This window comes from Flaviramulus multivorans (genome assembly GCF_021728415.1).
GTDB classification, from domain to species: domain Bacteria; phylum Bacteroidota; class Bacteroidia; order Flavobacteriales; family Flavobacteriaceae; genus Sabulilitoribacter; species Sabulilitoribacter multivorans.
In genome coordinates this window covers 621,510-646,724 of the sequence record NZ_JAKKDV010000001.1, presented here as the reverse complement: position 1 = coordinate 646,724, position 25,215 = coordinate 621,510, and the positions used below count along the sequence as shown (strand labels likewise).

Here is a 25,215-nt window from a genome sequence, read left to right as displayed (position 1 = left end):
CGTCTAATCATTTTTAATCCTCTGGTTTCCCAATCAAATTAAAATCTAAATGCTTTTTAACTAAGTCGGTATTTTTAACTTTTACAATAACCTCGTCACCTAATTGGTATATGGTTTTGGTGTTTCTACCAACCATAGCAAACTGGTCTTGATCAAAAGCATAATGATCGTCTTTCATATCGCGTACACTTACCATACCTTCACATTTATTAGAAATAATCTCTACATAAATTCCCCAATCGGTTACACCTGAAATAACCCCAACAAACTCCTCATCTTTATGATCTTGCATAAATTTAATTTGCATGTATTTTATAGAATCGCGTTCTGCTTTGGTAGCTAAGTTTTCCATATTACTGGAGTGCTGGCATTTTTCTTCAAAAACGGCTTCGTTTACAGGTTTTCCGCCATCTAAATAATGTTGTAATAAACGGTGTGCCATCACATCTGGGTAACGACGAATAGGCGATGTAAAATGACTATAATAATCGAATGCTAAACCATAATGACCTATATTATGTGTAGTATATTCTGCTTTACTCATGCTTCGAATGGCTAAAGTATCTACTAAATTTTGCTCCTTTTTCCCTACTACATCCTGAAGTAATTGATTTAATGAAGCCGTGGTAGTTTTCCGGTCTTTAAAATTTAATTTATATCCAAACCTAGAAACAATACCTTGTAAATTAGCAAGCTTACTATCGTCTGGTTCATCATGCACACGGTAAACAAATGTTTTTTTAGGGCTTTGTTTTCCAATAAATTCTGCTACTTTTTTATTAGCAAGCAACATAAATTCTTCAATAAGTTTATTAGCATCTTTACTGGTTTTAAAAAACACGCCTGTTGGATTATTTTCATTATCTAAATTGAATTTTACTTCCACTTTATCAAAAGAAATAGCACCGTTTTTCATGCGTTTTCTACGCATAATTTTAGCAAGCTTATCCATTTTTAAGATAGCTTGAGCAATTTCAGGAGATGTATTATATTGTTTTCCAGTCAAGGAAACCTCTGTTGGAATGGTTGTGTTTATTTGAGAAGTTTCAACTTTACTTGTAGAGATATTTATGTTGTTTTCAATAATAGCCTGCGCTTCTTCGTACGCAAATCGCGCGTCACTGTAAGTTGCTGTTCTACCAAACCATTGGTCTTTAATTTCTGCTTTATCACTTATTTTAAATACAGCAGAAAAAGTGTATTTTTCTTCATGCGGACGTAGTGAACAAGCGTTGTTTGATAATACTTCTGGAAGCATGGGTACGACACGGTCTACCAAATACACTGAAGTTGCACGTTCATAAGCTTCGTCATCTAAAATAGTGCCCTCTTTTACATAATGTGATACATCAGCAATATGAATTCCTATTTCGTAAAGTCCGTTTTCTAAAACTTTAAACGATAAAGCATCATCAAAATCTTTAGCATCTTTAGGATCTATAGTAAAGGTTAAATCTTTACGCATATCTCTTCGTTTTGACACTTCACTTTCTGAAATACTGGTATCTAGATCATTAGCAAATTGTTCCACATCGTGAGGGAATTCATAAGGTAGCCCATACTCTGCTAAAATGGAATGAATCTCGGTGTCATGTTCTCCTGGTTTTCCAAGAACTTGAACCACTTTTCCATAAGGAGAATCGGCGTTTTCTGGCCAATCTTCAAGTTTAACTAAAACCTTATCACCATCTTCAGCCTTAAACGTTTTATTGATAGGTACAAAAATATCTTTGTACATCTTTGTATTATCAGCAACTACAAAAGCGAAATTCTTTTTCTCTTGAATTTGAATTACACCAACATATTCACTTTTAGCACGCTTTATAACATTTGTAATCTCACCTTCAAGCTTACCGCGCTTTCTACGTTTGTACACGTAAAATTCTACTTCATCACCATCTAATCCTTTATTAATATTATTAGATGCTATAAACACATCATCATCAAATTCTTCACAAATAACGTAGCCTGATCCTCTTGCTGATAAATCTAAAATACCTTTATGATATTCGGTATTTATAACAGCTTTAAACTTACCACGTTCTACTTCTTCAATTTCTTGTTTACCTTGTAAATCGCGAAGTTTTTTAATAATTTGATTTCTACTGCTAGCATCGTTAACACCAAGTTTAGCAGCAATTTGTTTATAATTAAAAGTTTGGTTTCTTTCTTTTTTTAAAATACTTAAGATTGTATTCGTTAGGTTGGAAATTCCTTTATTTTTGGACTTTCCTTTTTTCTTTCTACTCATTTAATTTTTGTAATCATATTTATTTCCTAAGATACAGGAAATTGTGTTATTAAATAGCGTTAATATTAGGAGAAGACTTGCTATTTATTTTAAGCAAAGTTACAACATTAATAATTAATCATGTTTTCCTAATGTTAAATTGAAGTTATCCACAATATATATTATATAATTATTTTGTTTTAAAAATTTTAAAAAATAAATGATGGTTATTATAGTGTGTTAATAGCGGTATAACTTTTTTAGTTTTTATTTTGAAATGTTTTTTATTGAATGTTGTTGATATATAATGAACAGCTTTTAAAAGCTTAACTAATTTAATTTGAACCTCTTTGAATTTTCTATTAACAATCGTTAGAAACTAATATTAACAACATTTTTTAATAAAAAAGATAATTAACACCACTTAAAACTATACGTTTTGGTACTTATAACTTAACTAAAAATTTACATTAACTTATTTGTATGTTACCTAAATGTTATTGATTGTAATTTTTAATGACAAAACAAAATTTTAATTTTATAAAACTATAAACACTTATTAACAAGTAATGAATATACTAGTACACATTACCTAGTTATTACTAACTTTGTATTATACAAATAATATTTAAAAAATGACTATTTCAATAGGAAACGATCACACAGGAACGGATTATAAATTTGCGATTGTAAAGTATTTAGAGTTAAAAGGATATACGGTTATTAATCATGGCACTGATAGTGTAGACAGTGTAGATTATGCAGACTTTGTGCATCCTGTTGCAGATGATGTGGAATCAAAAAAATCCGATTATGGCATCCTTATATGTGGGAGTGCCAATGGTGTTGCTATGACTGCTAATAAACACCAAAAAATACGCGCTGGTTTGTGTTGGAATAAAGAAATAACACAATTAACTAGAAGTCATAACAATGCTAATGTATTATGTATTCCAGCTAGGTTTACCGCTATACACCAAGCTGTTGAAATGGTTGAAACATTTTTAAACACACCATTTGAAGGTGGTAGACACCAAAAACGTATAGATAAAATTCCATTATCTTGTTAAATGTCGCATAATCATTCACACAATCATTCTCATAGTCATTCAGATTTAAAAGGACGAAATCTTTTTATATCTATTCTTTTAAATATTCTTATTACAGCGTCTCAGGTAATAGGTGGTATTATTTCTGGTAGTTTAGCGCTTTTAAGTGATGCGCTTCATAATTTTAGTGATGTTCTATCATTAGTGGTAAGTTATATAGCTAATAAATTAGCTAAAAAACAAGCGTCGTTACATAGAACTTTTGGTTATAAGCGTGCAGAAATTTTAGCGGCATTTATAAATGCTTCTACTTTAATTATTGTTGCTGTTTTACTAATTATTGAAGCTATAAAAAGGTTTCAAAACCCCGAAGAAATAGAATCTAATCTTGTTATTTGGTTATCGCTTCTTGGAATAATTGCGAATGGTTTAAGTGTACTTTTATTAAAAAAAGATTCTGAAGCCAATATGAATATGAAAAGTGCTTATTTACATTTATTAACCGATATGATGGCTAGTATAGCGGTTTTAATAGGTGGGCTTTTGATGAAGTATTACGAAGTATTTTGGGTAGATAGTGTATTAACATTTGCAATTGCGCTGTATTTAATTTGGATGGGTTATGATTTATTAAAAGACTCTACTAAAGTATTAATGCTGTTTACTCCAGACACTATTCCTGTTAAGCAAATTGTAGAAGAAATAAACGCTTTTGAAAGTATAAAAAACGTACATCATGTTCATGTTTGGCAGTTAAATGAAGAAGAAATTCACCTAGAAGCGCATATTGATTTTAATAAAGATATTACGCTTTCGCAATTTGATGTTATTTTACATAAAATAGAGGATTTGGTGTTCAAGAAATATGATATAAACCACGTTAACATTCAACCCGAGTTTGGTAAGGATGATGTTAAAGATGTGATTGTTCAGGATTAAAATGATAAAAACCAAGGTAAAAACGTTTTCTGATTTAACACTTCAAGAATTGTATGATGTATTACAACTTAGAAGCGAGGTGTTTGTTGTAGAGCAAGATTGTGTTTACCAAGATATCGATGGGAAAGACCAAAAAGCATTGCATGTTTTAGGCTTTAAAAATGATAAATTAGTTGCCTATACACGCATTTTTAAACCAGGTGATTATTTTAAAGAAGCCAGTATAGGTAGAGTAGTTGTAGCTAAAAATGAAAGAGCTTTTAAATACGGATATGATATTATGAACGCTTCCATTGAAGTGGTAAACGATAATTTTAATGTAAGTTTAATTAAAATTTCTGCGCAGTGTTATTTAAAGCAATTTTATACTAATTTAGGTTTTAAAGCTATAGGTGAAGAATATCTTGAAGACGATATACCACACATTGCTATGATAAGAGAGTAAGCTCTTTATCGTTTTAACGTAAAATGTCCTGTAACCGATTCGCCAGTATTTAAAACAAGCACATACCAGTAATCATTACTTTGTAAATGCGCTCCATTATAGGTTCCGTCCCATCCAATAGAATTAGGTAATAAAAACTTTAATAACTTTCCATACTGATCGTAAATGGTAATATTGTTAATAGTGTTATTACTATCAACAACTTGCCAAAAATCATGACTACCATCATTGTTTGGGGTAAAGTACTTCGGAACATAATAATCCTCACCATTTAATATTAACACGTTAAAACTTGATTCGTTTATTCCACAGCTAGATTCGTTATAAATATATATGGTCTGCGAGGATGTAATTGTATCACCAGAATTTAACATGGTTCCATTTCCACCAGAGGCAGTAAAATAGCTTCCATTGGTTAATATTGGTAAGGTAAACGAGTTATTTGCTACTACATCACTTAAAGCATCTACGAGGGTTGCATCAGGGCATTCATCCACTGATGACACATAACCTTGATAATCTTCTGGCTCCCAATTAATAGGAATATCTGAAGGGCTATCAACAACCACACAGCTCAAAAAGTAGTTTAAACGAAAATCTACTACAGTAAACTTATTATTACCATTTTTTATATTAAGGCTACACAAAAGATTGTTACTACAATCTAAAACAACTAAAGCAGTATTTTTAGTTACATCGAGCTCGGATATTAAATTAAAATAACAAATTAAGGTAATCAGGTTTAAGTTCTTACTTGGGTCTAGTTCTATAATTTGGTTGATTTCACACGAAACATATGTCAATTTTAAATTTTTAGAAATATCTAAAGCAGTTAAAAGGTTTCTACCACATTGAAGTCTGTCTAACTCAGTAAGATTAGAAATATCAATAGCAGAAATCTCATTATTTTGAATGGTTAGTGTACTTAACTTGGTGTTTTTTGAAACATCTAAAGTTTTAAGCAGATTATTACCACCTTGTAACCTCATTAAATTAGTAAGATTGGTAACATCAATATCTGATATTTCATTTCTTTGGAAAGAAAGAACTACTAGTTTTGTATTATTTGAAACATCTAAATTTTGAATCTGATTGATACCACAAAGCAGCGAAATTAGCTCGGTATTTTGAGACACGTTTAAATTTGTTAGTCGATTTTGATAGCACCATAGAATTTTTAAAGCACTAAGTGATGTAACATTAAGGTTAGTTAACTGGTTTCCAAAACAATATAACTCTGTTAAATTGGTGTTTTGAGACACATTTATTGAACTTAACTGGTTGCCCGAGCAATCAAGTATTGATAAAGCTGTAAAATCTTCAATACCAGTAAGGTCTAAAATACTTTTATCTGTAATACTTAAAGTAGTAACACTGCTAATGTTTGCTGTAGGAACAAAATCATCTAAGGGGCCAGAGTCGTAACCTAAATCGATTAAGGCTTGTTCAAAATTATCATCAGGCACAAAAGTTTGTGATATGCCTTTAAAACTTATTAAGCAAAATGTAATAACAAAACCGATGTAGACTTTATTAACCATAACGCTTTATTTATTTTCATCAACGTAGGTAATAACAATTTCTACTCGTCTATCAAACTTAGGATCGCCACCTAGCGGAAATTTTCTGCGCATCCCTAAGTGTCGCATACGTTTTTTATCAACACCTTTTTTTGCAAAGTATTCATAAACATACTTAGCCCTCGCTTCGGATAGATTTCGAAGTTTGGTTTTTCTATCAACAGCGTCTCTTGTAAATTGGGTACAACATACATGCCCTTGAATGGTGAAGTATATATCTTTTCTATCAACAAGTACTTTGGCGATATCATTTAATATTTTCTTTGAATCTGGGGTTACAGTAGCGTACCCTGTTTTAAACAAAATATCTTTAAAAATTATTTTATCACCTTTTGCGCTTTCTTTTATTAAGTCCACCACGCTTTTTTCCTTAATAGCAGGAATAGAATCTTTTACTTTTTTAACTTCTGGCGGTTTTGGTTTTACAATAATTTCTACTTTTCTGTTTAAGCCTCTTATTTTTAAAATATTTTTCTCTTCAACAATTTTTAAAAGGATTTCACCTTTACCATCAACATTGGTAATTAAAGACTCACTTATTTCATTATTAGAAAAAATAGCTTTTATAGCGTCAGCGCGCTGTTGGGAAAGTTTTAAATTGTATGTATCTGCACCTCTATCGTCACAAAACCCATAAATGGAAATAGACTCTATATCCATATCCATTAAACTTGATATAAAAAGTAAGAGGCGATTTTCTTCCGTGTTTGGAACATCGAATTTATCAGTTTCAAAATAAACCACATGCGTTAGGTCATTTTGAGATAAAACAATTCCAAAATTTAATAAAATAAGTATAAATGCTATTAGTTTATTCATAATTGGGGTTATAGAATAAGTTTATAAATATACTGTTTTTAATGAATTTGTTTAAAAACGAGTGCTATTTTGGGTTAAAACACACCTATAATAGGTTGAAAAACCAATAGTTACTTCAAATAGTTTGAATAAATCGACAAATTACCAAGTATTTCTGTAGCCTTTTTAATATTAGAATCATGAATTTTATAATACTCATACAGCCCTTCTCTGTACACGTATTGCTTCACAATTTCTTCTGTTAGCAATCCTAATAAATAATCTTTATTTTCATCAATAATAGATGTTTTTGAATTTTTTAGAGATGTAATTAATGCATTATATTCTGACAGAATATTATCGTTTAATTCTTCTTCTTTAGAGGTTTCAAACGCTTTTCGAAGTGCTTTTTCAGTATCCGTTTCAAATGAAAAATTCTGAGTTTTCAAATAACTTTTAAAGTCTTTAAAATCAGCATCTGTTAACTTTAACTTGTTTATATCACTTATGTTGTGCGTATAATGATAATTGGTGGCATAGTTAAAAACAAAATCATTATTTATAATAGCTGTTGTTACGGGTGAGTTTTTGGTAGAACCTACAAACTCATCAGGTAAAACTCCACCACCATCAAACACTTTTCGTCCGTTTTTAGTTTTAAACTCATTATAGTTTTCCTGTTTTATGCGTACGGCTTCACCTTTATCATCCCTTTGCCAGTAATCTAAAGCTTGAATACACCTACCAGAAGGTGTATAATATCTTGAAATAGTTATTTTAACCTGCGTACCATAAGTCAACTGTTTTGGGCGCTGCACTAAACCTTTACCAAAACTTCTAGAACCTACAATAACCGCGCGATCTAAATCTTGTAAAGACCCCGAAACAATTTCGCTTGCAGAAGCACTATTACCATCAATTAAAACGATTAATGGAATTTCAGTATCAATGGGTTGGTTTTGTGTGTAATAGGTTTTGTTATATTTTTCAACTTTAGATTTTGTCGTTACCACTAATTGCCCTTTTGGAACAAAAAGATTAACAATATTAATAGCTTCATTAACCAACCCTCCAGGGTTTCCTCTTAAGTCTAAAATAATTCGTTCTGCACCTTGTGCTTTTAAATCGCGTAGCGCATAGTTGGTTTCATTAGACGCTTTGTCGCTGAAACGACTTAAAACAATATACCCCGTTTTATTATTAACCATTGAAAAATGAGGAACTGCTTTTATTTCTACTTCAGCACGTTTTATGGTTGCGGTTTGCGTTTTCCCTTGTCTTTTAAAAGTCACTTCAACAGATGTGTCTGATGCCCCTTTTAGTAAATCGCCCGCATCTTCTTTATAGCTTTCCACTAAAATGTTTCCAACTTTAATAATCTCGTCGCCCGCCTTTAAACCTGCTTTGTCTGCAGGGTAATCTTTATAAGGCTCTATAATTACTAGTTTATCTTTTAGCGTTTTTACTTTTGCTCCAATACCCGTGTAGTCTCCAGTATTATTTATTCTTGCTGCTTCCACATCCTGCTCGTTCATAAAATTGGTGTACGGATCTAAATCCGCCAACATGCTTTTAATAGCAGTATCCATTAAATCGCCCGGGTTGGTTTCATCAACATAATTCATGTTGAGCTCCTTAAATAAAGTTGTAAAAATCTCTATTTGTTTAGCAATTTCAAAAAAGTCATTTTTAAAGGCCGTTGTTGTTAAAAAAATGGCGCAGGCCAATAAAGGAATTATTATTTTCTTTTTTAGTATTATTTTCATGACGCGAGATTTTATTCAGAAATTTTACTTGTAAACTTTTCAAATAACCGTTTCATACTATTTTCAACTTCGGTTAATGTAGGTTTGTCTTTGCCAATGTACAAAATCATAAACGCGTATTGTGTTGTTAAATTGTTAAAATAAATAGCTTTGTTTAGTCTATAAGATTCTCTCAACAAGCGCTTTACACGATTCCTGTCAACAGCAGTTTTAAAATTGCGCTTACTTACTGAAACACCAGTTTTTACTATTACATCATCATCAAAGGCGGTTTGTAAATAAACCAATCGTAATGGAAAGGCTGAAACAGATTGACCTTCTGAGAACAACTGGTCAATAAGTTTTTTACTTTTAAGTTTTTCTTTTTTTGAGTAGGTAAATTTCAAGCGTTCTGTTTTATAAAAGTAAAGGTAGTAAAATTAAAAACCCACCAAACCAAGCCTATCAAATGGTTTTTACTATCTTTTCCACAACCTTATACTTTTTATTGCTTAAAATAATTGTTTAGTATAGAGTCCATAGGCTCTTTTCCATCAACAATGTTTTGAATTTTAACCCACAACTTGGGTTCAATCAGAGGCTTTAAAGGCTGCTCTTGCAAAACGATTTTATTAAAAACAGTTTCAATTTTTTTATCCCAAACTTTGTAGTATTTTGTTAAATCGTCAGGGTAAACCACCTTCCTTTTTGTACCCTCATCAATCCCTCTAAAAGGCTCTGAGATATTTAAATATCCATAATCATCTGTTAACTGTTCTCCTGGACAAATGTCTCTAATGGCTATTTCAAAATCATAAGAGGTGGTTAAGCAATTTGAGTTAAAACTATGATTTACAAAGCGACCAAGATCCCAACAAAGTACCAAATTGCCTTTGTTGTTCCTGTAAGTATAGGTTTCTAAAATATTCTGATATAATGGATCCATTGACTGGAAATCAGAAGGGCTAAATTCTCTATCTAATTTATCTAGTACCCATGTAATCGTGCCAGCTGGAATTAATTTGGTGGCAACAACACCGTAACCAACATCATCGTTAATAAATTTCAGTTCTGTATTAGGATGAATCATATATTATAAAATTATCATAGCGAATATAATGCATATTAGCATCCGTTTTACACCAAAATTAACCGATAGAGAAATATTATTTTAAACTTAAAAAAGAATGCTTTATAAAGAAAAACCTCTTTGTTTTCACAAAAAGGCTTTAAAATAGGTTTTTAAAAAGAGCGTTATTTTTTATTGTTTTCTCGCTCAATATCCGCCATTAAACCACTAGGGTCTATTTCAACAGATTTTACGGGTTTTGATGCTTCAAAAGTATAGGTTGGATATGCCCAAGCCCAATCTTTTATAATAGTTGCTGAAGTGGGTTTTTCACCGCGCATCATTTGTAATGGAATGTAAAAATCTTCGCTGCTTCCGTCAGTGTAAGTCACCTTTAAGTCTATGGGCATAGGCATTAAACCAATACGCTCTAAAGTGATTGTTTTATTAGCAAAAAGTTTTACAGCATAGTCAATGGTGTTTGTGGTTTGAGCAAAATCTATTAAATACCAATCGAGTTCTAAACCAGATACTTTTTCAGCAGTTCTAATTATATCTAAAGGTTTTGGATGCTTAAAAGCAAAATCCACGAAGTACTTTTTAATAGTCTTTTTTAAATTTTCTTCACCTATTACATATCCTAACTGTGCTAAAAACACCTCTCCTTTATTGTATGCTGAATCACTATAAGCCGCGTTATACTTATATCTGTCGGCGTGCGTTGTGAGCGGTTGCTCAAAACCAGATTTTGCCAAACTAAGATAGTCATTATAAGCAGGAGTAAACGGGTTCTCTTTTTTAGGACTCATAATTTCATTAACAGCTAAATCACTGATATAACTAGTAAAACCCTCATCCATCCATTCATGTTTTGCCTCATTGGTAGCTAATAAAAATTGAAACCAATTATGAGCCAATTCATGAGCCGTTACACCTACCAAACTACCAAAACTTCTATTACCAGTAATTAAAGTACACATGGCATATTCCATACCACCATCACCACCTTGAATGACCGAATATTGCTTATAAGGGTATGTACCAATATGCTCACTAAAATATTTCATAAGCTCAACTGTTTTAGGTTGTAGCTTTTTCCAGTTTTCTAGTTTATCTTTTTCTAAGGTTTTTTTGTAGTAAAAATTTAAAATAGGGCCATTAGGCACTTGCATGGTATCGTGAATATAATCAGGGTCGGCAGCCCAAGTAAAATCATGAACATTAGGCGCTACAAAGTGCAATATTTTTTTATTGTAAGTCGCTTTGGTTTCGCTTTGTAAATAACCAGTACCACCAACCACATAGTTTTTGTCGATGGTTAACTTCACATCAAAATTGCCCCAAACACCATGAAATTCACGTCCAATATAAGGGTCGGCATGCCAACCTTCAAAATCGTATTCAGCTAATTTAGGGTACCACTGAGTCATTGACAGAGCAACACCTTCTTTATTGTTTCTACCAGAACGACGAATTTGCACAGGTACTTGCCCATCAAAAACCATATCGAAGGTTACACTTTCACCGGGTTGAATAGGTTTTGCTAGATCAACCTCTAAAACAGTACCAACTGTTTCATGTTTTAAGTCGACACCATTTTGTTTTAACGAATTAACTTTTATATAACCAATTTCATTAGGCTTTAATTTACTTATCCGGTCTCTTACTCTTGAGTCCGGGTCTGCTATCGTGCGTGATCGTACATCCATTTCGCTTCCTGGTTGAAACGCATTAAAGTACAAATGGTAATATACTCGTGTTAATACTTCGGGAGAATTATTTGTGTAAACTAATTGCTGCTTTCCCTTGTATTGATAGGTGTTTACATCCATATCAATATCCATCTTGTAATCAACATGTTGTTGCCAATAGCAAGATTCAGACGCTGTTGATGACGCTTGAGGAGCGACTATTACAGGAGGTTGTGTTACAACAACCTCTTTTGTAGAGTTACACGAGGTTAATATTGAAATGCAAAAAATAAATATAAAGAATCGATTCATAATTTAATGATTAAAGAGCAGCTAGTTTTGAAGCCATAATTAAAGCATTGTAGGCGTTTACCATTTTGCCTGATTTAGATAGATCTCCAAAAGGCTTAATATTATTAGTATCACCACCAACAATAACTTTTGATTTGATTGCCAACCCTGAATCCATAATAATTTGTTTTACTTGAGCCGCTGTTAATTTTGGATAATAAGAACGAATTAACGCCGCTACACCAGCTACCGCTGGAGCCGCCATTGATGTACCTCCTTTTGTATCGTATTCGTTTTCAGGTGTTGTTGAATAAACACTTGCTCCAGGAGCAAATACATCTACATTGTTTTTTCCATAGTTTGAAAACCCCGCCACCATATTTGAACCATATTTTGGTGCCAAAGCCCCAACTCTTATATACGTGTCTGAGATTTCTTTACCATTAATATTATCATCTGGGAAGTTCGGTTCTACATCAACGTCATTACTGTCATTTCCAGCAGCATGTACAAAAACCACATCTTTTTGAGCCGCATAAGCAATGGCTTCTCTTACCCAATCACTATGTGGAGAATAGCTTTTACCAAAGCTACCGTTAATGATAGACGCACCATTATCCACTGCATATCGAATTGCTAAAGCAACATCTTTATCATATTCGTCACCATTAGGAACAACTCTAACACTCATTATCTCTACATTGTTAGCAACGCCGTTAGCACCTTTTCCATTATTGCGTTCAGCAGCTATAATACCTGCAACATGCGTGCCATGGCTCTCACTTTTTTTAACTGGTTTTACATTATTATTACCGTAAAACTTAGTTGACATATCATCTGGGTTATCACCTGTTACACGTCCTTTAAAGGATTTGTTAAGATGATAATTCAATCGCTCGTTAACATTTTCCAAGGCATCATTTATTTCTTCTAACGGTTCTGAAAGTGAATCAACACCATTACTAAACATGTATTGTGCAATTTGCTTTGCTTGATTTAAAGCAGGGTCATCTGTTTTAATAGCGCTTACCTCTTCCTTGGTATAGTCACTTTTACCAAAATGTTTGGTTAAAGCATCGTCTACATCCGAAATTTGTTGATAGATTTGATCGTATTGTGTTTTTCTGCTTAACCATTTTTGGTATTCGGTTTCATACTCTGCTTGAGCTCTTGCATAATCAGGATTGCTAGTATCTCCGCTTGCTAAAATTCTTGTAAGCTCTAATTGCTCATCATAGGCATCACCTAAAAAATTCCAACCATGTACATCATCAACATATCCGTTTTTATCATCGTCTTTCCCATTATTTGGAATTTCATCTTCGTTAGTCCAAATAACATCGTTTAAATCTTCATGGTCAATATCGATACCAGAATCTAAAACTGCAACAACAACTTTTTTACCTTTTCTATTCTTTATAATTTCGGCATAAGCCTTATCAACACTCATTCCAGGAATGGTATCTTTCACTAAGTCTAAATGCCCCCAATTTTGTTTTTCGGCTTCAGTTAAATCAGATATTTTTAAAGGTGAGGAATCTATATTTTCAACAGGTGTTGAAATAATAGGCGCGGTACTACCACATCCGAAAATAAGAATACTGAGTACGCTAAGTGTAGCTAATGTTTTAATCGTTTTCATGCTTTTTTTGAATTTGCTATTAATTTAATTGAATATATCTTGGGTTGTATAAACACTATCCAAACGCACACCTTTTTCGGTTTTTTTCACTGTGATAATTTCGTGGTGCGCATCATGCTCTAAAAATAAATAGTAATTATTTTCAGCTGCAAGATTAAGAAATTTTTCCTTTTCATCGAGGGTTAATAATGGTCTGGTGTCATATCCCATAACAAAAGGCAAAGGCAAATGGCCAACCGTGGGCAGTAAATCTGCCATAAACGCAATGGTCTTGTCTTTGTAATTAATGAGAGGAATCATTTGCTTATCGGTATGCCCATTAGCAAAAAAGATATCAAAACCAAGTTCCGAACTTTTCAGTAAATCGTTTTCGGGAAGCGACGTGAATTTTAATTGACCACTTTCTTCCATAGGCATAATGTTTTCTCGCAAAAATGATGCTTTTTCCCGTCGGTTAGGTTGAGTCGCCCATAACCAATGATCTTTATTGCTCCAAAAATGGGCGTTTTTGAAAGCGGGTTCATAACCCGTTTTATCTTTATTCCATTGAATACTGCCGCCGCAATGATCGAAATGCAAATGAGTCATAAATACATCAGTAATATCATCACGATGAAATCCAGCTGCTTTGAGTGAGCTGTCTAGACTGAAATTACCCCAAGGATGATAATATCCAAAAAACTTTTCAGACTGCTTGTTACCCATGCCATTATCTATTAAAATAAGGCGGTTGCCATCTTCAATAAGCAAACAACGCGTGGTAAGCTCAATCATATTATTGGCATCTGCAGGATTAGTACGTTCCCATAACGATTTTGGTACGACACCAAACATGGCACCGCCATCGAGTTTTAGATTTCCTGCATTTATTGGGTATAAGTTCATTAAAAATTATATAATTAAAAGGAGCGCAAATTACTAAAAGCGTTAAAAATAATGAGATTTATGCATAAATAATAGCTTTATTTTAACACTTTCTCAAAATTTTATTTTTGAAACGCTCCAGAAAAGAATTACTTTTAAGTACATAAAATTTACTTAACAATGAAGCAGATAGTTAAATCACCAATCAAAATCAAGAAAATGAAGTTGCTAAGATTTGGTCGTGATTTTAAACCAGATCAAGAGGTGATTTTAAGAGATTACCTAGCCATTGAACGAACTCGACTTGCAAATGAACGAACTCTTTTGTCATACATTAGATCCTCTTTGTATTTACTATTAGGGGGTATTGCTTTTTTTCAGCTTAAAGAATTTTCCAATTTCGAATATTTAGCAATTTTATCTCTTGTATTTAGCGCTATTTTTTTTGTTATCGGAATTTACAGATTTACTCTACTAAAAAAGAGCTTAAAAAAACTTTATTATAGAACAGAAGAAAAGGAAAACAATACGGAAGACTAGTATTTTATAAAAACAAAAAGCAACAATGGATCTTATAATTACATTCGCTATTATTTTGGTAGGGGTGTTCCTTTTTGTTAAGGATTATTTTTCTATTGATACTACATCAATTTTAATAATGGCGATGTTTATTGTTGCAGGTGTACTGAGCCCTGAAGAAGGTTTTTCGGGCTTTAACCACCCAGCAACCATAACTTTAGGCTGCATTTTTGTGGTAAGTGGAGGCATTTTTAGTTCGGGTATTTTAGATGGTTTAAGCTATAAAATAATCAAACTAGCAAAAATTCATTACAGTATTGCTTTAATAATTTTTTGTTCAATTTCTGGTGTATTTTCTGCATTTATTAACGACACAGCTGTAGTGGCTTTGTTACTACCAATAGCCTTAACGGTTTGCAGAGAAACAAAAATTACCCCAAGCATGTTACTTATGCCTATTTCGTTTGCCGCTTTGTTTGGCGGTACCTGTACACTTATTGGCACCTCAACTAATATTTTAGTGAGCAGTTATGCAAAAAAATATGGTGTAGATGAGTTTGGAATGTTTGAATTTAGCGGTGCAGCACTTTGCTTGCTTGCTATTGGTTTTGCATATATTTTTATAATCGGTCCTTTGTTGTTACCAAAAAACAGAGGCGGAAACGAAGCTTTTACAAGAAAGGCTGAAACGTATATTACAGAGTTATATGTTGAAAAAGACTGTAGGGATATTGGTAATTTTATTGGAAAATCTAAACTTGTGGCTAGTTACAACGTGAATATACTTTCTATACTTCGAGGAGATAAATTAAAGCACAATTTTAACTATGATACTAAAATTTTAGAAGGCGATATTTTAAAAATTATAGCTCCTCCTGAAACCATGTCCAGATTGTTAGATTTGGAAGGTTACAGTATAAAAGGCAGCAATAGAATGAAAGCGGCCGAAGATAAGTCCAAATCATTTAATTTATATGAAGTTATTATTCCTTTTGGATCAAGCTTATCAGAAAGTTCATTAAAGGTGATTAATTTCAGAAGGCAATACAATGCTTCGGTTATTGCAATTCGTCAACGAGGCGAAATAAAATACGAAAAATTAGCCCATATTTCTTTAAAAGAAGGCGATATGTTGCTTATGTTGGGGCAACCAGAAGAAATAGATAATCTTGAAGACCAAAACCTTATAGTTAGACTTTCGGAATTCGTACAAAAGAAGACAAACTATAAAAAAGCAATTCCAGCTATTTTAATAGGCGTCGGGGTGGTTTTAGCCGCTTCATTGAATTTTACTTCCATTTTAATTAGTGCCATGGTAGGAGCGTTGTTAATGATTCTTACAGGTGTTTTAAAACCCATTGAAGCCTACAAAACTGTTGAATGGAAAGTCATTTTTATGATGGCTGGTGTACTTTCAATGGGTACGGCTCTTGAAAAAACGGGTGGTGCTACATTAATTGCGCAAAATATTCAAGAGACACTAGGTCAATACAACGCGTATATTACTTTAAGTGTCATCTATTTGGCTACCGTTATATTTACCAATTTAATTTCTAGTAAAGCTACAGCGGCATTAATGGTTCCTATTGTAATTAGTTTAGCACATGGCATGCAAATTAGCGAACGACCCTTTTTGGTAGCAGTGATGTTTGCTTGCTCTCTTACGTTTATGACACCAATGAGTTACCCAACAAATACAATGGTTTATGCTCCGGGAAATTATCAGTTTTCAGACTTTTTAAAAATGGGAACACCTTTAAATATATTAATTTGGATAGCGGCTTCATTTATTATCCCGTATTTTTTCCCTTTTAACCCTAGCGGATAGTAAACGACTAAGGTGAAACGACTTGTTTAAGACGTTTCCCAAAGTCAAAAAGCGCCTTAACCTCTTTAATACTTGCTAACCGTTCTTTACCAAAAACTAGCAACGCATTCCCATTAGATTCAACATGGTAGTATGGATTACTTTCAAAAAACCGCGTAACTTCATCATTGAAAAATTCCAAAATGGCTTCCTCGTTTTCTCCTAACAAATAAAAGCGTTTTGAAAAATCTACATGGTTTTCAATAGGAATGTCTTTGTAGCCCGCAAGCGCATAAACTTTTTCTAAAAACCCCTCTCTATCTAAAGTGAATTGTGGTATGCCATAATTTAAATCGATATGAAGCATCGTAGAGTGAATAACTTCTTTGGCTATAAATTCACCTTCAGAAAACTCGATATCAAACAATTTAATATCATCATCTTTTTGAGATAGCTCATTGTATATGTGATTAATTTTTTTAGTATTAAAGAAGAAAAAGTTATTTAAGAACATGACATTCTTTCGCTTTTCAGAATTATAAGTCAGTTTATAGTCTTCAGCTAAACTTTCCATAGTGGTTTGACGCCTCGTTAAACTGCTTTTAATAATTTTCGGAACACTTAATAAGCGCCTTGATGCATAAGGGTGTTTAGAATCAGTATCATGCATATCTAAGCCAATTACATCAAAATGTCCACCGCGTTTAGCAAATAACTCTTGATAATTATTAATGTTTTCCATAACCGTATCATCAACAAACTCACACATGGAAAAATCAACAATTACATCTTGATCTTCTGGAATAGCATCTAGGTGCTGCTTTAAGCGGAAATAATTTAGGAAACTACAAAAATGCTTTACACTCACGTAAAAATTATTTCTTCCATCCTGTTCTTGATACATTAAAACATTTGGTTTCAAAACATTTCTTAAAAACATTCCAGCACTTTTATTAATGACGATATGAATAACTAAAGTGGTTAAAACCCCAATTAAAATTCCCGTTATCAGTCCTACTTTTAAGGTCACTATAAGAGTCACAAAAAAAATGATAAGCTGCTCTTTACCTATAGAAAACATATTTCTAACAACTTTTGGAGAGGCTAACTTGTAGCCTGTATAAACCAAAATAGCCATAAGTGCAGGTAACGGAATACGGGTTAACTGAGTGCTAAAAAACACAATAAATAGTACTAAAAAAGTGGCATGGAAAAAATTTGATGAACGATTACTGGCTCCATTATTTACATTTACCGAACTGCGCGCAATAACGGTTACAACATTTAAGCCTCCTAAAAGGCCACTACCAACGGTTGCTAACCCCAAAGCTTTAAGGTCTTTATTGACGTTAGAACGACGTTTTTCGGGGTCTAATTTATCCACCGCTTTAATGCTTAAAAGCGACTCAATACTAGAAATAAGGGTTAAGGCCAAAACGCTTCCCAAAAAAGAAAAACTCAAAACACCACTAAAGTTAGGGGTTGGTAAGTCTGCTATAATCTGCTGAAAAGAAGGGATACCAGAAATCATATATTCTTTGGCAATAGGGTTTGGTTCGTGCAATCCAATTTCAAAAAAATAGCTAAAGCTAATGGATAAAATCACAATCCACATAGGCGCTGGAATGAGTTGTAGGTATTTGTTTCTTATTTTCGAATAAAAAACCATAATAGCCAAACTTATTACCCCGGCCGCCGCTGCATAAATTAAGCCCTCTCGTCCGTAATGAAGCGCGTCATTAATGGTGAAAGGAATTTCAAGAAGGTAATCAACAGTATCTTCTCTTTTTATTTTATGAGCAAGCATAATATGAAACTGCTTTCCTAAAATAATTAGGCCAATAGCGGCAAGCATACCTTGAATGGCTGAAGAAGGAAAAAAATCGGCTAATGTACCCATTCTAAAAAAGCCCAACAAGATGAGTAAAACTCCTGAGCAGATAATAGCTACATAAGTGCTTTCTAATCCCAGAGTGGTTATGGCCACTAAAATAACACCTACCAAACCATTTCCAGGTCCTGCAATTGTAACGTGGCTACCGCCTAATATAGAAACTACAATACCGCCAACAATGGCTGCTATAACTCCCGAAATGGGTGGTGCATCACTCGCCATAGCAAGCCCTAAACCTAAAGGTAAAGCAATAAGGCTTACCACAAAACCTGAAAAAATATTTTGCGGTATCGCTTTAAAAAAAGCTTTTAGGCTGTTTTTTTTTGAACTCATTGCAGAATTAGTACATCGGTTGGCAACTCGGTTAAAATATGTTCGATATCATGAGGGAATAATCGGTCCCAAAAGGTCATTTTTCTTGGTGCATTCATTACTAATAAGTCCGCACGCATAATTTGAGCGTAATGCCCAATAGAATACCCTTGTCTACCAAAAATAGGCTGTAATTTTACAATTTTATTTTTGGTGCAATCAACAGGAATATGACTGATAATTTCTTTGATTCTGGAGTTTTCGCGAAGTTTTATCCGCTCTTTCATAATAGTGGCTCGTCTTAACGATTTGTCGTCTTCAACTTTTACTGAAACCTCTTCTTTTTTAATTTCTTCAACAATGGTAATTTTTTCGGAATTAAGTTGTTTCGCTACATAAAACGCTGAGGTTATAGTTTGTTCTGTCCTCGGGTCTTTCAAACCATTCACTACAATATGCTGACATGGAATACGCTCCACAGATGGCTTAATTAATAATAAAATTGAGCACTTTACTTGACGTGTTATTTTTCTAGCAATAGACCCCACATAATACTTAAAAAAACCTTCTCGTTGTAACGCCCCTAATATTAATAAGTCTATTTTTTTTTCTACCGTGGTTGACAAAATAACATCAACCGGGTTTCCTGTTTTAAAAACCACTTCATAGTCTAAATGGTCCTTTTCAAAGCTTTTTAGAGTCATACTCAGCATCGTTTTTTTGTCTAGGGAGGCTTCACCCACATGAATTAAAACGAGTTTAGCACCAAAAAAAACAGATAACCTAGCTGCTTCATAAAGGTTTGCTTTTAAGTTTGGAGAAAAAGCAACTCCTATACCAATATGTTTAAATGGTTTTAAATTCACAGAAAAATTGAATATTGACAAAAAGTCGTAATATAGTATTTTTAAAAACATTGAACACGCTTAACTAAAACAATCATATGATTTTAGTTAAATTAGCGACTTTATAAAACAGATTTAAAAATATGTTAGAATTAGGAGGTATTATTATTTTGGGTATTTTGGCACAATGGGTAGCATGGAAATTTAAAATTCCCGCCATTTTACCATTAATATTAATAGGCTTACTGGTTGGACCTATTGCAGCAGAGTTTTTATCGCAAGACGGAACCAAGTGGATTGAACCCATTTGGAATGGAAAAGAAGGTTTGTTTCCAGGAGAAAGTCTTTTTTATTTTGTATCGCTTGCTATAAGTATTATTCTTTTTGAAGGCGGATTAACATTACGCTTTAACGAAATAAAAAATGTAGGCCCCGTTATTACCAAACTAATTACCATAGGCTCTATTGTTACTTTTTTCGGAGGTGCGTTAGCAGCGCATTATGTGTTTCATTTAAGCTGGGAAATATCTTATTTGTTTGCGGCTCTCATTATAGTTACAGGACCAACGGTAATTACACCTATTTTAAGGAATATTCCGTTAAAAAAGGATGTGTCAGCGGTGTTAAAGTGGGAAGGGATTTTAATTGACCCCATAGGCGCTTTAGTAGCGGTATTGGTATTTGAATTTATCAGTGTTGGAGCAGGAGGCGAGTTTACCAAAACAGCCTTAATTGAGTTTGGTAAAATTGTGCTTTTTGGTTTCACATTTGGTTTTACATTTGCACATGCTCTAAATTTTATCATTAATAAAAAGCTAGTACCACATTATCTATTAAATGTTTTTGCCTTAGCAGCAGTTTTGGGAGTGTTTATTTTATCGGATGCATTTGCGCATGAGTCGGGATTACTGGCAGTTGTGGTTATGGGGATGGTATTAGGAAACTCAAAATCGCCATACTTAAAAGAGTTACTCTATTTTAAAGAGTCTTTAAGCGTGCTGCTTATTTCCATATTATTTATTTTACTAGCGGCTAATATAAATTTCGAAGATTTATTATTGGTTTATAACTGGAATGCAGCTCTTTTGTTTGCCTTAGTGGTGTTTATTATAAGACCCATAGGTGTATTTTTAAGCACACAAGGTTCTAAATTAAAAACTAATGAACGCCTTTTTATAAGCTGGGTAGGACCACGTGGTATTGTAGCTGCAGGTATCGCATCGTTATTTGGATTAACGCTTGCTGACAAAGGTGTTGTAGATGCTGAATACATTACTCCGCTGGTATTTATGATTGTGTTAGGAACAGTATTGTTAAACGCCACTACAGCACGAGCTTTTGCAAAACTGGTAAAAGTATTTTTAGAAAAATCTGGAGGTATTTTAATAGTAGGCGCGTCCAAAATTTCTAGATTATTAGGGCATTATTTAGAAACTAACGGTAGGCATGTTGTGCTTATTGACAGCAATGAACGAAATATTGAAAAAGCCAAAGAGTTAGGTTTAGAAGCTATTGCCACCAATATATATTCGGATACGCTTTTAGATAATATTGAGCTTAGCGACGTGGGATATTTAATGGCGTTAACAGGAAACCCCGATATTAATAAATATGCCATCAATAAATTTGGGGAACAATTTGGTGAAAATGGCTCGTTTAGATTGGTGACTACAGAAGAAATGCAGGATGAAAACAATAACCCGCGCGAAGGCCTGTTTTCGCATACCAATGATTTTAGTTCGCTAATTGAGTTAACAAAACGGCACCCATCTATTCAAGAAATTGATTTAGAAGATAAGGAGCATTACGAGAGTCTTATAAAAATAACAAACGACGATAAGGATATAATACCTTTATTTATAAAAGATTTAGATGGTGAACTTCATATAATTTCGTCGTATAATTTGGAGGTTGATACCATTGAAGAAGGCTTTCAACTGGTGTATTTAGGAAAACCATTTGACGTTGAAAAGGTGTGATTTTTGGTGCAGCGTTAGATTAATAAGAATCCATTTTGTCTTTAGCGATGTCTTTGAATTTTTTATCAAGCCTTTCTTTAAATTCCTTCCCAACCTCGTCAAAAGTCTTTAAAAGTTCAGGAAAAGTTCCTTTGCCACCAATAAAATCCCAATACTCATCTCCAACTAAAAAGTCATTTGGAGCATCCATCATACCTGATTCTGTAAATCTAGAATAAGGTTCAGGATGATATGGATTGTAAGGAAAGGCAAGAAAAACGTTCACAGGTTTTCTTCGTCTTGCTACCCATTCCAAAAGTTTGGTTTTACTTTTTTCAAAAACATCAATATTTGGTTTTACAGTTTTGATTTCAAAATAATATTCTTCTCCTTTTCGTTTCATATAGAAATCGGCTATGTTTCCTGATTTTTGAAATTCGCCTTTGTCTGAAGAAGCAGCTAAAACCTCATTTTTTTCTTCGTTTATTTCAGCCTTCCTTTCACCATTTCTTAATTTTGCAATGATGTTTCCAATAACAGATTTTTGATTTTTGGAAATCGCCCCACCAACACCATAGTTTCGAAAGCATTCTTCTGAGTTTTCCGATGCTAAAATTACAGAGACATCTTCATAAATTGACATACCTAGTGTTGTTGCCATAGAGTGTATGAATGAGTATGCAGCAATTTTTTCATTGTCTTGAATTAATCTAGCTAAGAAAGGCATAGATGTAGTTTCTCGACCATAAGTCTTTAATTTATTCTCAATTTTGCTAGAGAGCAATGCTTTAATTTTTCTTTTTTGATTATCTGATAGTGCCATATTTTTATAAATTATCTAATCCGTCGATTTCAGGAATTTGTGCAAAAAAATTATTCAAATTTTCTTCAAGTATTGATTTTTCTTGGTTGTTAAATGTAAAGCTATCTTCTCTAACACATTTTGTGTGATAATGCCTGCTTTTTTTTGCTTCCAAAATTTTATCATTAAAAGAGGTTCCATTTACGCGACCATAATAATTAGAAAAAATACATCTTCCTTCATCAAAGTTTTCGCAATCTTGACACTTAAATTTGTCGTTTTCATCCAAATGTTCACTCAGAGTGCCATTAGAATACTTTTCGATTACTGGATCGCAATACAAAATGTTCTCACCACATTTTGGGCATCTATTGTGCATATTATTCTTTAAGTCAACTGCAAAAGTTGGAATTGAAGTTCTTATCGAGAATTCTCTACTCTGTCCCTCTTTAGCATAACCAACCTCAATACCATAAATCTCTTTATTGTTTTTCGCAATTAGAAAATCTGGAGGAGCAATAGGATCTTTATCTCCAAATATTCTTTGTATTAAAAGTAAAGGAATAATATTTCCCTTTTTTAAACGGATTAATTCTGCAAATACCACTAATTCTTTTGGGCAACCCAAGGTTTTGGGTAAAATTGAATCTACAAACATATCAATTTGAGTTGTCCAATCCTCTGTCCAAATAAGTACATTACTTTCCTTTAGTTGATTTGCAATTTCTTGGTCTCCTTCTTTTTCATATAAAAATTGTAAATCAATATTTTCTTCTAATTTTTCTATATATTGAGTTCTTAGCTTTGGATTAACGGTTATTGTGTCAAATAATAAAATTTGATTCACACTGTATAGTATAAGTTTAAGAAAATTCTGAAAATTTGAATTCGATTTTGCAGCATAATAAAATGCTCGTCCAGTGAAAATGTATTCTATTACATCTCCCAAAATCATTTGGCGAGCTAATTTAACATTTCCGCGTGGTTTTTTTCCTCCTCCATATAGCTCCCGAGATATATCTGTATAAAAATCATTAAAGTCTGGAGATGTTAGTATTTCCTCAATACGCGCATATTCTATGTTGTTTTCTAAAAAAACATCTTCTAAGCATTTAAGGTGTTCAACCGAAATACCTAATCTTTCAATTAGTTTTTTCATACACTCTTAAGATGGAAAATAATTTCGGAATATGCATTTCTATCTTTTTCAACACGATTTAAGACAGGCCTTTTGTATTGATTTACTATTTTCATTCCAGCTAATTCAGCTATTTTTGGATATAAATTGTATTTATCATTAGAAACTAAAAATATATCATAGTTGTCTTTTAAAAAGATTTTGCTATTATTTAAAACATCTGCTATTCCTTTAGTATAACTTTCTCTAGCTTCTTTTCCCTGTCCTTTATATAAAGGTCCTATTTCTAAATTATCTTTTCTTTCAAAACCGAATAAGTCATATGAATAAGCGTGTTGTTCGTGGTAATCAATTAGACCAACATACGGAGGACTAGAAAAAATACCATCGACTTTTTTAGTTTTCACAATTTTTGCAAGATTAGAATCTACTTTCTTCAATTCACCTACTATATCTATATTTCGACTATCACCTGTTAAACATATTTGAGAAGTATCTGTTCTTAAGGAATTAAATTGATTTAGTCTTTTAATAGTGTCTTTTGAATATCTATTGAACCAGCTGTAAATAGAAAAAAGTGGCTTACATATTTTTCCGTGTTTTTTACAATAATAAGTTTGAATTTGAGGCTCAAATAATGTAGCTAAATCTGAATGAGTTGTTGCTCTACAAGAGCGAATTGTTCTACTTAAAATTATGCTAAGAATTTTTTTGGTCGATTCATCCTTAATTTGATTGATTTCATTAAACACAAAGTCAATTTCTTCTCTTACAACTTTAACAAACCATTTATCCAAAAAACTTTCCGATTTATCTTGTGATAGCCCAATAGAATATTCTTCAATTAGTGCATTATAAGTTTTTAAAAAATCGTCCTCTTTTTCTTTACCATACTCTTTCTCGTTAATTTCTTTTTTTCTCACCTTGTATTTGTACTCAGGAGAAGGAAAATAGTTATTATTAAACTCCTTTAATTTCTCAAGTAACTTATTTTCAAATTCAATGTTATTTCGTTTATTTAGAAAAGATTTAAGTTTTTTTGATACTGCATCAGCAGTTTCACTAACGAGTTTAACGTTGTAAATTCCCACTTTAGAGTTACTTATTTCTGTATTAAAAGCTGATATATCAACTCCAATTGCATTTATTCCCAATTCGTTGGATTGAACTAAAGTTGTTCCAGAGCCACAGAAAGGGTCGAGAACAATATTTCCCTTTTTAAAAAAAACATCTTTTTTGAATTTATCAGTATGGTCATCTAAAAAATATTCAACTAATTGAGGAATAAATTTCCCTTTATATGGATGAAGTCTATGAACATGTTTCGTAGTTTGAGATTCTTTATATTCCGAAAACGACAATGTCCAATTCAGATCTTCACCTAATTTATCCTTCCATCTTTCCTCTTTTGTTTGGTTGTTTTTTTCATAATATGATTTCAAATCTTCAACTGCTACTTGAGTGTTTCCATTTTCTCCTATTTTTTTGACTCTACCGTATTGAATGAGGTAAGAAATATTAGAAGGGGATACTTCTTTCTTAAGATACTCTGTAGCCCAATTACTTGCTTCTTTGATATTTAGTAATTCTGCCATTT

General features: G+C 32.7%; 20 protein-coding genes. 6 read left to right on the top strand and 14 right to left on the bottom strand.

Annotation, left to right across the window (positions count from 1 at the left end):
• Nucleotides 1-13 precede the first annotated feature (13 nt).
• Nucleotides 14-2,251, bottom strand: a complete 2,238-nt coding sequence (locus L3X39_RS02840) for a ribonuclease R family protein (RefSeq protein WP_237230161.1) — start codon at nucleotides 2,249-2,251, stop codon at nucleotides 14-16.
• A gap of 614 nt (nucleotides 2,252-2,865) precedes the next feature.
• On the opposite strand from L3X39_RS02840, the gene rpiB reads away from it, so the two are divergent.
• Genes rpiB through L3X39_RS02825 form a run of 3 tightly spaced genes read left to right on the top strand, consistent with a single transcriptional unit; the run spans nucleotide 2,866 to nucleotide 4,663 of the window.
• Complete coding sequence (gene rpiB, locus L3X39_RS02835; RefSeq protein ID WP_237230159.1) at nucleotides 2,866-3,300, top strand: ribose 5-phosphate isomerase B; 435 nt, start codon at nucleotides 2,866-2,868, stop codon at nucleotides 3,298-3,300.
• The gene (locus L3X39_RS02830) at nucleotides 3,301-4,218 is read left to right on the top strand and encodes a cation diffusion facilitator family transporter (protein WP_237230156.1); all 918 of its coding nucleotides are present in this window, start codon (nucleotides 3,301-3,303) and stop codon (nucleotides 4,216-4,218) included.
• Nucleotide 4,219: 1 nt separating this feature from the next.
• A complete protein-coding gene (locus tag L3X39_RS02825; protein ID WP_237230154.1) occupies nucleotides 4,220-4,663 on the top strand; it encodes a GNAT family N-acetyltransferase in 444 nt (147 codons plus the stop codon).
• Nucleotides 4,664-4,668: 5 nt separating this feature from the next.
• Here L3X39_RS02825 and L3X39_RS02820 read toward each other — a convergent pair whose 3' ends face one another.
• From L3X39_RS02820 to L3X39_RS02785, 8 genes are all read right to left on the bottom strand, one after another.
• Complete coding sequence (locus tag L3X39_RS02820; RefSeq protein ID WP_237230145.1) at nucleotides 4,669-6,204, bottom strand: T9SS type B sorting domain-containing protein; 1,536 nt, start codon at nucleotides 6,202-6,204, stop codon at nucleotides 4,669-4,671.
• A gap of 6 nt (nucleotides 6,205-6,210) precedes the next feature.
• Nucleotides 6,211-7,062, bottom strand: a complete 852-nt coding sequence (locus L3X39_RS02815; RefSeq protein ID WP_237230144.1) for an OmpA family protein — start codon at nucleotides 7,060-7,062, stop codon at nucleotides 6,211-6,213.
• A 110-nt stretch (nucleotides 7,063-7,172) separates the two neighbouring features.
• Nucleotides 7,173-8,807: a S41 family peptidase gene (locus L3X39_RS02810; RefSeq protein WP_237230142.1), complete on the bottom strand. Its 1,635-nt coding sequence runs from the start codon at nucleotides 8,805-8,807 to the stop codon at nucleotides 7,173-7,175.
• A gap of 11 nt (nucleotides 8,808-8,818) precedes the next feature.
• The gene (gene rnpA, locus L3X39_RS02805) at nucleotides 8,819-9,193 is read right to left on the bottom strand and encodes a ribonuclease P protein component (RefSeq protein ID WP_237230140.1); all 375 of its coding nucleotides are present in this window, start codon (nucleotides 9,191-9,193) and stop codon (nucleotides 8,819-8,821) included.
• A 98-nt stretch (nucleotides 9,194-9,291) separates the two neighbouring features.
• Complete coding sequence (locus L3X39_RS02800; protein ID WP_237230138.1) at nucleotides 9,292-9,876, bottom strand: SET domain-containing protein; 585 nt, start codon at nucleotides 9,874-9,876, stop codon at nucleotides 9,292-9,294.
• A gap of 164 nt (nucleotides 9,877-10,040) precedes the next feature.
• Nucleotides 10,041-11,858: a M1 family metallopeptidase gene (locus L3X39_RS02795; RefSeq protein WP_237230129.1), complete on the bottom strand. Its 1,818-nt coding sequence runs from the start codon at nucleotides 11,856-11,858 to the stop codon at nucleotides 10,041-10,043.
• A 10-nt stretch (nucleotides 11,859-11,868) separates the two neighbouring features.
• A complete protein-coding gene (locus L3X39_RS02790; RefSeq protein WP_237230127.1) occupies nucleotides 11,869-13,479 on the bottom strand; it encodes a S8 family peptidase in 1,611 nt (536 codons plus the stop codon).
• A 24-nt stretch (nucleotides 13,480-13,503) separates the two neighbouring features.
• Nucleotides 13,504-14,364, bottom strand: a complete 861-nt coding sequence (locus L3X39_RS02785) for an MBL fold metallo-hydrolase (protein ID WP_237230118.1) — start codon at nucleotides 14,362-14,364, stop codon at nucleotides 13,504-13,506.
• A 198-nt stretch (nucleotides 14,365-14,562) separates the two neighbouring features.
• On the opposite strand from L3X39_RS02785, the gene L3X39_RS02780 reads away from it, so the two are divergent.
• Both L3X39_RS02780 and L3X39_RS02775 read left to right on the top strand, forming a co-directional pair.
• On the top strand, nucleotides 14,563-14,883 hold the full coding sequence (locus L3X39_RS02780) for a DUF202 domain-containing protein (RefSeq protein ID WP_237230116.1): 321 nt from the start codon (nucleotides 14,563-14,565) through the stop codon (nucleotides 14,881-14,883).
• 25 nt (nucleotides 14,884-14,908) lie between these two features.
• Nucleotides 14,909-16,690 carry an SLC13 family permease gene (locus tag L3X39_RS02775; RefSeq protein ID WP_237230114.1) on the top strand — a complete coding sequence of 594 codons (1,782 nt, stop codon included), beginning with the start codon at nucleotides 14,909-14,911 and terminating at the stop codon, nucleotides 16,688-16,690.
• 7 nt (nucleotides 16,691-16,697) lie between these two features.
• Here L3X39_RS02775 and L3X39_RS02770 read toward each other — a convergent pair whose 3' ends face one another.
• Together L3X39_RS02770 and L3X39_RS02765 are read right to left on the bottom strand one after the other, a co-directional pair.
• Entirely contained in the window at nucleotides 16,698-18,896 is a 2,199-nt protein-coding gene (locus L3X39_RS02770; protein ID WP_237230111.1) for a SulP family inorganic anion transporter, read from the bottom strand.
• Nucleotides 18,893-19,792, bottom strand: a complete 900-nt coding sequence (locus tag L3X39_RS02765) for a universal stress protein (protein WP_237230109.1) — start codon at nucleotides 19,790-19,792, stop codon at nucleotides 18,893-18,895. Before L3X39_RS02765 ends, L3X39_RS02770 begins: the two co-directional genes overlap by 4 nt.
• Before the next feature lie 71 nt (nucleotides 19,793-19,863).
• Between L3X39_RS02765 and L3X39_RS02760 the strand changes: the two genes are divergently transcribed.
• Nucleotides 19,864-21,699 carry a cation:proton antiporter gene (locus L3X39_RS02760; protein WP_237230107.1) on the top strand — a complete coding sequence of 612 codons (1,836 nt, stop codon included), beginning with the start codon at nucleotides 19,864-19,866 and terminating at the stop codon, nucleotides 21,697-21,699.
• Nucleotides 21,700-21,718: 19 nt separating this feature from the next.
• On the opposite strand, the gene L3X39_RS02755 is transcribed toward L3X39_RS02760, so the two are convergent.
• Genes L3X39_RS02755 through L3X39_RS02745 form a run of 3 tightly spaced genes read right to left on the bottom strand, consistent with a single transcriptional unit; the run spans nucleotide 21,719 to nucleotide 25,213 of the window.
• Nucleotides 21,719-22,501 carry a TdeIII family type II restriction endonuclease gene (locus L3X39_RS02755; RefSeq protein ID WP_237230105.1) on the bottom strand — a complete coding sequence of 261 codons (783 nt, stop codon included), beginning with the start codon at nucleotides 22,499-22,501 and terminating at the stop codon, nucleotides 21,719-21,721.
• 4 nt (nucleotides 22,502-22,505) lie between these two features.
• Complete coding sequence (locus L3X39_RS02750; RefSeq protein WP_237230103.1) at nucleotides 22,506-23,639, bottom strand: hypothetical protein; 1,134 nt, start codon at nucleotides 23,637-23,639, stop codon at nucleotides 22,506-22,508.
• Entirely contained in the window at nucleotides 23,636-25,213 is a 1,578-nt protein-coding gene (locus L3X39_RS02745; protein ID WP_237230101.1) for a DNA methyltransferase, read from the bottom strand. Before L3X39_RS02745 ends, L3X39_RS02750 begins: the two co-directional genes overlap by 4 nt.
• Nucleotides 25,214-25,215: the final 2 nt, after the last annotated feature.